The organism is Desulfobulbus rhabdoformis (assembly GCF_016919065.1).
Lineage (GTDB): Bacteria > Desulfobacterota > Desulfobulbia > Desulfobulbales > Desulfobulbaceae > Desulfobulbus > Desulfobulbus rhabdoformis.
In genome coordinates this window covers 1-8,685 of record NZ_JAFFQA010000082.1, presented here as the reverse complement: position 1 = coordinate 8,685, position 8,685 = coordinate 1, and the positions used below count along the sequence as shown (strand labels likewise).

Genomic DNA, 8,685 nt, shown 5'->3' with positions numbered 1-8,685 from the left:
GAAATGATTTTACCTTCACTCATGACGTATCCTTTTTTGTTGGAAGTGAGTTTTGGCGAACTGTTTCCAACAGGATACGTCATTTTTCTTTTAGAGTCCCCTCAAACACCACTTTCGAGCATAACTCATAACGATAACGGCTATCAGATCACGCCCTGCGATGCCAGGGATTTTATATTCACCATTACATGCCGTTGAATATCAAAGCGTACCAGTATTATTTGCTATCCATTACAGCGGGATACCGGCTGCTCGCAGGTCGGTTTGTATCTCGTTGCTCTGTGATTCTCTTTCTTGTATTTAGGCTTCGATACTCAAGTTAGTGGACTTATATTCAGATTCTACTTTTTCAATCGGCAGCGATAAAAGACGTAGCAACAGGTTGTCGGCAATGCCGCTTGAGGCATAATCAATTTTTTCCCCACCCCATGCACTGGTAGACACTACTTTATAGTGCCCTGAGTCAAGATCCTGAAGATCGTTTACAAGGTTAAACGGGCTGTTATTATTGTTAACGACATGACCGTTGGCGGTTAAATGGTGAAACGCAATGGAATGAAGGCTGAGCCATTCTGTTTCTGAAAGGACATCACTATTATAGAGAATATTGCTTAAAAAACGAAGATCATCGGGAGAAATATTTTCAAGGTCAAAGCCTGAGATATCATAACCGTCATAGAGCACCGTTGTTTTTTCCACGGAAATTGATTCTGCGACAGCATCTACCGTTGTTGAGCTGGAATCCTTGCTGACATCTGTTGATACAACTTGTGCAGACAGCGACACCGTATCAACAGTCAGGCCATGTTCTTTCTCCGAAGAAGATTCTTTCTCATAGAATTCGTGTTTTGATACCGCACTGTAAGAGGAAAAAACGCTTTGTAGATTCGCTGTTATCGACATAATCACCTTCCCTGTTCATATGTGAAACAAAACTGCTCGCATTTTCTTATCTTTTCGGCAGAAAGAAAAATAGACTTTAGTGGGAAAAATTAATGCACGGCGACTCAATTAGATATTTAAATTTTCCCGAAGCGTGACCACTTCCCAGCCGGGAGGTAAATGAAATCGGCACGAGCCAGCACATCAACCAAAGGAACTGGCCCGAAATGCCTGGAGTCAAGGCTGTTATTGCGGTTATCACCCAGAACAAAACAATGGTTGGCCGGTACAATAAATGGACCCATATGCTTATTGGACTGTTTTGATTTTGTCAGCAGAATAGAATAGGTCCTATCAGCCAACGTCTCTTCAACCACAGCACCCTTGATGGGGCCTTTAGCACCATTGAACGTGGCTTGTGTTTTCAGGACATGGGCCAGAGGGTGACCATTGACAATCACCTCATCCCCCCTTACTTCAATTCGATCTCCGGGAAGACCGATTACCCTTTTGATAAAGTATTTTTGGCGATCTTCCGGATAGATAAAAACAACTATTTCTCCATACCGAGGCAACCGTTTTTTATACAGTGCCTTATCGGCAAACAGGTAGTCGTCGATCAAGACACTTGGAGTCATGGCACTAGACGGAATCCTGAATGCCTGCACCAAGTTACTTTTAATGTTCAGAGGGAACGCCCAGCTGGTAGTCAGGCCAGCCAGGATAATCAAAATATAAACCCAGGACCGGTTAAAAGGCCCTGCTCGCATCTCTTCTCGCTTGCGTTTGGCCAGGAAAAAAGCATCACCGATTGCATAGAGCATAGCCAGAGCGGAAAACAGCAGGACCGCCATGAAAGCGATATAGAAACTGGTGCCTCTTGCCCCAGCCATTTCTATGAGCCAGGCGAGGGGAAAATAAACTACTGTGCAGCCAAAAAGAAGCAGACCTTTAAGCGGTCTTCCACAATAAATATGCCCCAACCCAGGGGTCAAGATGGAGAACAGCAATGCAATATACGGTTTTCTTTTTTTCATGATTCCCCCTTTCCGGTGGAATAATTCGTGTTGTACTTCACCCTACCAGATTGGTGCCCCCCCTCCCTGCTGAATAACTTGGACTAAGGTCTCATCAGGCCGCCGACTAAACAGGCAACCCGCAAGATCCCGAGGGCTGACAGGCCTATTCCCATAAGAATTCGAACAGCCATTTCAAAAAGTGACCTAAAGGTACTGGATCCAGATTTACTAGCCTTGATCTGCTCCTGTTTAACAACCTTCGTCATCACTCGCTCCGAAAATCCATCTGGCAGATCCACCTTGGACCTGGATGTCTTCCAATCGGTGTATATGCGTTCCTTCTCATTCATGCTTTTTCCTCATACTGTCGCCAGTACTGGTTCAAATTTTTTCGAAGTTCTTTTCTTGCCCTGGACAGCCGAGATTTGACGGTGCCGATGCATATCTTTTCGATGACACTGATCTCCCTATGGCTAAACCCCAATAAATCGTACAAAATAAATACAGATCGATGCTCAGGGGAGAGATTGTTCAAAGCCTGGTCCAATTTATGATGTATTTCTCTTTGCTGCAGGGTTAGGGCGGGGTCATTTGGTGAGCTGACCTCGTCAAAATCCGCTCTGGGTTCCGGGCGTTGTTTCCTTAGCTCATTGAGACAAAGATTCTTGGCAATGCCGAATAACCAGGTGCAAATCCCAGCCTTTGCAGGATCATAGGATTGAATATGGGTGTATGCGGATAGAAATATTTCCTGGACAATATCCTCGGCATCAACAGGATCAGCAGTTCCTAAAAACCTGGTCACCCAGACAAACAAAGAGTATTTGTATTTCTCCACAATGACCTGAAACGCCTGGGGCTCGCCGTTTTGAATCCGCCTGATACTGTCTTGCAAGAGGTCCTGTTCCATTGCTTTTCCTTAGAGTACTCCTGCCTGGGGCGAAGCACGATTAATAATGACGACCTTTGCACGCTACCTACTGTTTCCGAAGGGGAAAATATGATATTTCTTCGGCTTCGCCTGAGTATCGGAGTGGGGTAAGGCATAAGGGGCGCTCTAGCTCAGGACAAGAGAGCTTCTCACGCAGCTATTATGGCAATAGTAGCGATGACTTCTTTCATAATATGATGATTGTACATCATGGTCCGTGACCACTCATTGCCCATGCAAAGGTATTTATTCTGTTATACACATTGGAGGTGGAAAAGGTTCCCTCCTATGTTCTTTTTTTAAATCTATTTGATTAGCTGGTTGGGTAGCCTGCCCTTAAAATAGCCCAAGCGCAATGGAATTTATCGACAAAAGAAATCTGAACACTTTTGCTAGCAGAGATGAATTAGAAAAGCAGTTGGAGGATCAACATCAGATCTTGAATAATGATTTGTATCAAAATTGCATAGAGAAAATTAATTTCCAGACTATTTTGATGACTATGTATTCAGGAGAGAGAGGAGAGATGGCGGTGTTGTTTAATCGTTGGATACGTTACTGTTTACTGTTGCGGTTTCAAATTTATTGAGCGATTGTTCGGCCTGAGTATATAGTAAGATACTACTTTTTTGCTTTCCTTCTACAAGCTTCTGCAGGAAGGAGTTTACTGCCTTGGTTACATGCCGTAATCACGCTCAACCTTCGATATTCTCGTTTTGAGTCTCCCTGTAAAAGAGCTATTTTGTTGGCAAGCCCTACCCTTTCAAAATTTGACAACGCCTCTTTTGTTTTTCGATCTGAGTATTCAATTGTAGTTACAGTTCCAGCTGGAGGAATGGAGGAAGCTAACCAGAGGGTTGAATACCCGTTTGAGGTTCCAATTTCTAGAATTTTGCTTGCACGAGTCGCACGGACCAGGACTCGAAGAAATTCACCGGTATCTCTCGTGATGTTGAGATATTTCAGAGCCCTGTCTGCTTGGATTTCATCATTATGAATCCCCTTTTGTTCCAACTCCTTCAGAAAATAATCTAAATCCATTTTCTCTCCTTTAAGCCTTTAAGGATCAACGCAGTGCTGGTCGTTCATACCCCGCAAAATATTTTTTAAGCTGTTCTAGGCATCCCGACAATGAGCCAGCGGCGTCCTCCCACTCAGAGTGAACATGACGCCATCTCTTCTGACCAGATAACTGACCAGTTCCTTTTTGCATTCCTTACAAAAAAAAGTAAATGAGAGGATTTGTTGGATATTTCCATGTATATCCTCATACGAGGCAATGACTATCGGATGTTTATATATGCTGTGGAAGGTGATTTTTCCGCATTCTTGAGAGTTGCAAAATGTTCTAATGGCATCAACCGTGAATTCAAGCCCAATATTTTGCGCCTGATCGATAAACACCTCATTGAGCGGAGTCTTTCTCAGAAAATCAAAGGCCACCTCTTTTAGCTGGGTTTCAATTTGTTCCGGTATTTCATTCTTTGATATATTTCTGTCCTCACCAATCACGTAAACCGACTCATGTTTCCCTTTTACAACAGGTATCAGCGATGAATAGAGATAATTGGCATCCAGGGCAACTGATTGGTAGAGATCTTTTTTCTCAAAAAGATTTTTTAACTTTATTTTAACAAGTGGTTCTGTCTCCCTCTTAAATACTTCTATATACTCAGTACTTATTGGCATATTTCTTCCCGGTTCTGGATTTTTTTTGAGCAAAATCTGATCCAATGCCAACCGACGGTATTCCATTTTAGGAAAATCTGAAACCCCTCCTTGGGCAAAAAACCAATCCCCATATGCCACCGGGTGGCATCAAAATTTCTATGGAGGCCAATTCCATTGCCTTGACAATCAATTCGTGCATTAGGGGGGCTTGAATAATTAGATTTTTCAATCAAGGTCAAGGCATGCAAAAAATTTTACCGCAGGCATATACATGATATTCCGAGGATAAAATTTTTCGCATAACGCAGAGATTGGCAGAAAAAGCAATTATTCAAGATTCCCATTAGTCGTTGACACTGATAGACGGACTTCTCATAGTGTTAAGTCTAAAAAACCACTGCGCAGGAATTCTCACCTTGTTGCATGGTAGGAGAACGTAACAGGGAAAACACTAGCCCTCTGGTCGCAACGTGTTCCTTCCCAAAATGCCAGTTACAGAACCAGGCGGGTTCACTACAAATTCATGAAGGTCGTCTTATGATTCAGGTACAAATCAACGCAGGTATATGCGGTTTAACAACAACAGTCTCGGTAAGAAAAATCGAAGGCTATACTGCAAGTTTTCAACTTGAAACCCAATGCCCCAACTGGAAAGCCGTGAATGAGCAGTTAGGTGGGCTCCCCATTGATACCCTCTCTGAACTCTTCAAAAATCGAGGAAATGGACAGTATCAATCACAGGTCTTGGAGACTGCTCTTCAGACGATTCCTCACCTTTCCTGCCCAGTTATTGCCGGAGTGCTCAAAGGGCTGGAGACGTGTACGGGACTTGCCATCGCAAAGGATGCAACGATTACCTTTAGCGAGGCGTAATAACAAAGAAAAACGAAACGATGGCTAATGAGACGCGGCCAGAAATGTACCATCATATAGTTTTAATAACTATTTGCATTTCCTTAAAATAGGCTTATGTTGTCAATAAGTGGAATGATCCTCTGCAAAATCAAGGAGAAATACCATGGCAAATGCAAATACAAAGACCTACAAAGGATGGAATATTCGAGTTCATGAGTGTGAAGTTCTCTGCTCCTATTTTTCTTTCGACCTGACCGATCCATGTGGCAAAGTGCAACGTGTTCCTCTGGGTGGCGAGACAAGAGAAAAGGCATTGGACAAAGCAATGAAAACCATTGATAACGAAACTGCCTATGGGAACCACTGCTTAACCCATTAAATCTCGCTTTCTCCAACACTTGCTGGAGGTTCCATATGAACGATTTGAACACAAACACGTATAAAGGTTGGAATATTACTGTGAAAGAGTGCGTAGACAAGTGCTCGAATTTTTCATTTGATATTACCGATCCATGTGGCAATATCAGCCATGTTCGGCTCGGTGGCGATTCCAGAATACGTGCTACAGAACGAGCCATGGAGATGATCGATCTTGAAATGGCATTTGAAAGGCCGAGCTGTTCCCATTAACGATTTCCGTTGAGGGTGCGGGCTTTAAAAAGTTGGCATCCTTCAGTATGCAAGAAGGGCCTCATGGTCAGCCACCACTCATCAAGAGGCCCTCTTTATCAAGTAAGTACCCCATTTATGTAACACGCGACCGTCTTGTAATTCCTCTCCTCTATTTCGCACCAATTCCCTAAAGCACTATATAAAAAAGTATTGCACAGTAATGCAGAATGCTTCCCGCTAAAACAAAGAGATGCCAAATTGCGTGGTTAAAGGGGAGACGGCGCCAGAGATAAAAGACAATGCCGCCAGTATAGGCGAGCCCTCCAGAAAGCAACAGCCATAAGCCACCCTGTTCTATATTACGGAGCATGGGTTTGACTGCCACCACCACTGCCCAGCCCATGGTCACATAGAGGCCTATCATGGCAGCACGATAACGACGCAACCAGGTTGTTTCAATCACAATCCCCAACAGGGCTAATCCCCAAATTGCGCCGAACAGGGACCACCCCCAGGGGCCACGCAGGCTTACCAAGGAAATGGGAGTGTAGGTTCCGGCAATGAGGATCAAAATGGCAGCATGATCGATAATACGCAGAATCTCTTTAGCATTTTTATGGGGTACAGCGTGATAGAGGGTCGAGGCAAGGTACAATAAAATGAGGGACGCACCAAAAACAGAACAGCTCACCACATGCCATACTGTGCCGTATAAACAGGAAAAAACGACGAGAATCACCAGACCTGCAACGGCAAGGGCTGTGCCAAAACCATGGGTCCAACTGTTGGCTCGCTCTTCTTTTGGGGTGTAACGGGAATGAAGGATTGAAGTAGCCATGATTCTCCTTGAAAGGGAACCCCCTTCTCTAGAATTTTGGTTTCATACACGTATTGGAAGAGTACCACCATTGATAGGTGCCTGCCAGTCAAAGCGATACGCCTCAGTAACCATCAATGCAAACTCACTGCACTTAACAGTTAGCAGATTAAGTATACCCCTGTGCTCCTATGAAAAATAATTCACTTCGCACGTTCTTACTCCTTGCCTTACTTGCGGCTTATCCGCCCCTCTCCACCGACATGTATCTGCCTGCCATGCCGCTTTTGGAAAAGGCCTGGGGACAGTCAACGACCATGCTCAACATGACCTTATCCGGTTTTTTACTGGGGTTCTGTTTTGGTATGCTGCTTTACGGACCAATCTCCGACAGATTTGGAAGAAAACCGCCCCTCATCGCAGGTATTGTCATTTATGTAATCGCGAGTTTTATCAGTGGATTTGTCAATACCATTTATCCCCTCATTGTTCTGAGGATACTTCAGGGCGTTGGAGCTGCATCCAGTACGGTTATCGCCATGGCGATCACCAAAGATCTGTATAGCGGACACGAACGCCAACGAATTCTCGCCTACATGGGCATCATCATGGCTTTGGCTCCCATGTCTGCTCCGGTAATCGGTGGCCTGTTACTTGCTGTGCTCTCCTGGCATTGGATATTTTTTGCCCAGACGATCCTCGGCCTTCTCTCCCTGATAGGGGTTTTACTCATGGAAGAGCCTTTGCAACAGCCATCGACAGGAGGGGTTGGAGCTGCCATGTCCATGTATCTCCAGCTCCTGCGGAACCGAGGCTACTGCACCCTGGTGCTTCTCTTCTCTTTTATTGTCTGGGCGCCTTTTGCTTTTATCGGTTCAGCCAAGGATATTTACATGACTCAATTTGGCTTGAGCCCGCAGGTTTTTGGCTATTATTTTGCCTTTAATGCCCTCTCGCTCATGGCTGGATCGTTTGCCTGCTCGCAGGCACAGAAAAGAATTTCATCAGAGAACCTGATGTTAATCAGTTTTAGCGGAATGTTGCTGGGAGGGATCGTCTTGCTTCTGCAAATATCCCATGGTCCATGGAGCTTTGCCCTGCCCATGGGAATCCTCTCATTTTTCTTTGGCCTGGGGCGACCGCCGAGCAATCATCTTGTTCTGGAACAGGTTGATCACGGCATCGGTGCAGCCTCCTCTCTTATGGTTTTTTTCTATTTTGTCCTCGGCGCCTTTGCCGCCTGGTTTATCTCCCTTGGCTGGAAAGATACAATTCAAGTCATTGCAATTTTGGCTATTCTAACCAATACCATTGCGCTGGCTGGATCCTTCAAATTGTTTAAACGGCAGAGAGAACTCCAAGAAAAAACAGGAACAGCAGTTACAGATCAGCAATGAAGGCTACCCCTCCGAAGCTTGAGGGCTTCGGGCAAAAATCAGGGTTATGCAACAGGCGAGAACAGCAAGTCCCAGGTAACAAAGAGCAATATGAAACAAATCCAGATGATGCGCAAGTTGCCCCGCTATAAAGCTTGAGACTGCAGCTCCGGCATAGGAAGTTGCGTAGATAAGAGATAAAATCCCGGCACGCTCGCTAGGGGCAACACCCGTTAAAAGGGAGCGTATACTTCCGGTCAGCGTTGCCCCTTGTGCAATACCGGCACATGCACTTGTCAGCAGGAAAAGAGCAATAGAACCCCGCTGCAGGGAAACCAGTATGCCTCCCAGCAAAAATGTAAAAGCAACCATTCCCAAACGCTGCGCATTGACCGTGTAGATTCGCATTCCCGCCGCCCCGAAAATCCGCTTAAATTCTCATGAAGCATTACCAGTAACGAGAAAGTCTCTACCAGTCAAAGTAAGAAAAATGATCACCACGTGGTGTGGTCGTGGATTGCA

11 protein-coding genes are annotated in these 8,685 nt (G+C 44.9%); 4 read left to right on the top strand and 7 right to left on the bottom strand.

Translation table 11 applies throughout. The features are described from left to right. Positions 1-198 (top strand): hypothetical protein (locus tag JWJ90_RS21975; RefSeq protein WP_205229368.1); only part of this gene is annotated, 198 nt, incomplete at its 5' end. 102 nt (positions 199-300) lie between these two features. Here the strand turns inward: JWJ90_RS21975 and JWJ90_RS21970 are convergent. From JWJ90_RS21970 to JWJ90_RS21950, 5 genes are all read right to left on the bottom strand, one after another. After that, entirely contained in the window at positions 301-903 is a 603-nt protein-coding gene (locus JWJ90_RS21970; protein WP_205229367.1) for a hypothetical protein, read from the bottom strand. A 116-nt stretch (positions 904-1,019) separates the two neighbouring features. Continuing rightward, the gene (gene lepB, locus JWJ90_RS21965; RefSeq protein WP_205229366.1) at positions 1,020-1,919 is read right to left on the bottom strand and encodes a signal peptidase I; all 900 of its coding nucleotides are present in this window, start codon (positions 1,917-1,919) and stop codon (positions 1,020-1,022) included. 328 nt (positions 1,920-2,247) lie between these two features. Next, complete coding sequence (locus JWJ90_RS21960; RefSeq protein ID WP_205229365.1) at positions 2,248-2,811, bottom strand: RNA polymerase sigma factor; 564 nt, start codon at positions 2,809-2,811, stop codon at positions 2,248-2,250. Positions 2,812-3,453: 642 nt separating this feature from the next. After that, positions 3,454-3,873 carry an O-methyltransferase gene (locus JWJ90_RS21955; protein WP_205229364.1) on the bottom strand — a complete coding sequence of 140 codons (420 nt, stop codon included), beginning with the start codon at positions 3,871-3,873 and terminating at the stop codon, positions 3,454-3,456. Positions 3,874-3,948: 75 nt separating this feature from the next. Further along, the gene (locus JWJ90_RS21950) at positions 3,949-4,641 is read right to left on the bottom strand and encodes a hypothetical protein (RefSeq protein WP_205229363.1); all 693 of its coding nucleotides are present in this window, start codon (positions 4,639-4,641) and stop codon (positions 3,949-3,951) included. 399 nt (positions 4,642-5,040) lie between these two features. Between JWJ90_RS21950 and JWJ90_RS21945 the strand changes: the two genes are divergently transcribed. After that, positions 5,041-5,376: a DUF6951 family protein gene (locus tag JWJ90_RS21945; protein ID WP_205229362.1), complete on the top strand. Its 336-nt coding sequence runs from the start codon at positions 5,041-5,043 to the stop codon at positions 5,374-5,376. A gap of 145 nt (positions 5,377-5,521) precedes the next feature. Next, positions 5,522-5,737, top strand: coding sequence for a hypothetical protein (locus JWJ90_RS21940; RefSeq protein WP_205229361.1), 216 nt, complete (start codon positions 5,522-5,524; stop codon positions 5,735-5,737). Positions 5,738-6,157: 420 nt separating this feature from the next. Here the strand turns inward: JWJ90_RS21940 and trhA are convergent, their stop codons facing one another. Then, the gene (trhA, locus tag JWJ90_RS21935; protein WP_205229360.1) at positions 6,158-6,808 is read right to left on the bottom strand and encodes a PAQR family membrane homeostasis protein TrhA; all 651 of its coding nucleotides are present in this window, start codon (positions 6,806-6,808) and stop codon (positions 6,158-6,160) included. Between the two features lie 170 nt (positions 6,809-6,978). Between trhA and JWJ90_RS21930 the strand changes: the two genes are divergently transcribed. Beyond that, positions 6,979-8,184, top strand: a complete 1,206-nt coding sequence (locus JWJ90_RS21930) for a multidrug effflux MFS transporter (RefSeq protein WP_205229359.1) — start codon at positions 6,979-6,981, stop codon at positions 8,182-8,184. A 3-nt stretch (positions 8,185-8,187) separates the two neighbouring features. Here the strand turns inward: JWJ90_RS21930 and JWJ90_RS21925 are convergent, their stop codons facing one another. Next, on the bottom strand, positions 8,188-8,571 hold the full coding sequence (locus JWJ90_RS21925; RefSeq protein ID WP_205229358.1) for a hypothetical protein: 384 nt from the start codon (positions 8,569-8,571) through the stop codon (positions 8,188-8,190). Positions 8,572-8,685 lie beyond the last annotated feature (114 nt).